The 650-nt window shown below is 62.0% G+C and carries 1 protein-coding gene; it reads right to left on the bottom strand.

The annotated features are described in order from the left end of the window. Window positions 1–214: 214 nt before the first annotated feature. Window positions 215–650: IS110 family transposase (locus DL1_RS20685; RefSeq protein WP_038070303.1), on the bottom strand; the 436-nt coding region annotated here is incomplete at its 5' end.

Below are 650 nucleotides of genomic sequence, written 5' to 3' on the forward strand. Positions count from 1 at the left end.
AACGTCCTACGTCGGGAAGAATTTGCCGTTTTAGGCATTGGGTCACGGGGCATCCGAACGGTCGGACACCCTGTCGATGGTTGCCCAGACGGGCTTCGCCGTCAAGAAGTGGTCTCTCCCATAGCAAACACAGGGTCAGCCTGAGCGCCGCCCTCACCGTCCTCAAGACGAGATCCGAATTTCCAAGCGAGAGGCCCGAACATTATCTACGAGGTCAGCGAACTGCCTCCACGGCACGACAGAGAGGGGTCCTTCCGCCTGGGCTCACCCCTTCGAAGAAGGGGCGATAGGGGTCGCCGGATTTGATCACGGCGTGAATGGTTCGGGCCATCTTGGCTGCGACAGCCGTGTAGGCTTTGCGTCTGAGATGCGGGTTGTGGCGGTCCTGTGCGATATAGCGCTCGAACTTGTCCCGGAAGCTGTTGGTGCGCTGGAGCACGGCGGTCTGGCCGGCCATCCAGAGCGTGCGCCGCAGCCGGGCATTACCATATTTCGAGATCCGGCTCTGGCCGCGGAACATGCCGGACTGGACCGTGGCGAGATCCATGCCGCAGAACTTCAGGAACTGACGATGGTGGGGAAAGCGGCGCAGATCCCCGGCCTCGGCCAGGATCGTCAGCGCGTTGATCGGTCCGATGCCCGGAACAGAG

The organism is Thioclava dalianensis (assembly GCF_000715505.1).
GTDB lineage: Bacteria > Pseudomonadota > Alphaproteobacteria > Rhodobacterales > Rhodobacteraceae > Thioclava > Thioclava dalianensis.